Source organism: Microbacterium istanbulense, assembly GCF_037204145.1.
In the GTDB taxonomy this organism is placed as follows: domain Bacteria; phylum Actinomycetota; class Actinomycetes; order Actinomycetales; family Microbacteriaceae; genus Microbacterium; species Microbacterium istanbulense.
On sequence record NZ_JBBDGN010000031.1, the window covers coordinates 1 to 1,366 of the forward strand.

Annotated in this window: 1 protein-coding gene; it reads left to right on the forward strand. The window is 66.4% G+C overall.

Going from position 1 to position 1,366, the window contains the following annotated elements:
* Positions 1-53: 53 nt before the first annotated feature.
* Positions 54-1,339 (forward strand): IS3 family transposase gene (locus WDU93_RS15215; RefSeq protein WP_337322087.1). Its coding sequence is split into 2 segments (ribosomal slippage): positions 54-327 and positions 327-1,339, totalling 1,287 coding nucleotides; the frame shifts between segments, so codons are not numbered across the junction.
* Positions 1,340-1,366: the final 27 nt, after the last annotated feature.

Sequence of the window (1,366 nt, forward strand, 5' to 3'; positions counted from 1 at the left end):
TGAAGCGTCCCAGGTTTGATGCCGCATCCTTTTGAGTTGGAAGGATGTAGGTCATGCCGAAGAAGATCGATCCCGTGTTGCGTGAGCGCGCGGTGAGGCTGGTGCGGGAGCACCGGTCGGAGTACCCGTCGCTCACGGCCGCGTTAGCGGCCGTGGCCCGTCAGGTCGGGGTGGGCCACGAGTCCGTCCGCCGATGGGTGCTGCAAGCCGATATCGACGATGGGACCCGTGACGGGGTGACCTCTGTGGAGCATGCGGAGATCAAGCGGCTCAAGGCGGAGAACGCGCGGCTGCGAGAGGACGTCGCGATCCTTCGCGCGGCGACGACTTTCTTCGTGGGGGAACTCGACCCCCGCAACCGTTGATGCTGGGCTTCATCGACACGATGAGAGCCGAAGGGCACGCGGTCGAGTCGATCATCCGCGTCCTGCATGAGCAGGGTGTGAAGATCGCCGCGCGCACCTACCGGGCCTGGCGACAAGGTCTCGTGTCGACCAGGACGGTCACCGACGCTCTCGTCGTGGACGCGGTCCGCGAGACCGCGTGGACGAGCGTCGAGATCGCGGGGCGGCAGGGGCGGAAGCTGACGCCGGAGGGCCTCTACGGGCGGCGGAAGATGACAGCGCTGATCCGCCGCACCCGGATCCCGAACGCGTCGCGAGGCGCGGTCGACCGGGCCATGCGATCCCTCGGGCTGTCGGGCATCCGACGCGACAAGGGCGTGCGCACCACGATCCCCGCGAAGGACGGGATCCGCGCCGGGGACCTGCTCAATCGCGACTTCACCGCTCCACGACCGGATCACACCTGGGTGATGGACTTCACGTATTGCCGCACCTGGGCCGGGTGGGTCTATGTCGCGTTCATCGTCGACGTCTACTCGCAACGCATCATCGCCTGGCACGCGCAGACCACCAAGCACGTCGAGCTCGTGATGATCCCGCTGCGAATGGGCCTGTGGGAACGCGGCCGACAGGGCCACCCGATCCAACCGAATCAGCTGCGTGCGCACTCGGATGCCGGGTCGCAATATGTCTCCGTGGCCTACACCGACAAGCTCGCTCTCGACGGCATCGCGCCCTCGATCGGATCGGTCGGCGACGCGCTCGACAACGCCCTGATGGAGACGATCAACGGGCTCTACAAGGCCGAGTGCATCCGCACGACCGTGTTCCACGACGGCCCCTACCGGACCCTCAGCGACGTCGAGTACGCGACCGCCGGCTGGGTCGACTGGTACAACACTCGTAGGCTTCACTCGAGCCTCGGCTACGTCCCACCTGCCGAGTTCGAGCAAGCCCACTACGCAGCCCTCAACCGAGAGCCGCACCCCGCATAGGAGCGGCAGAAAACATGGGACGCTTCA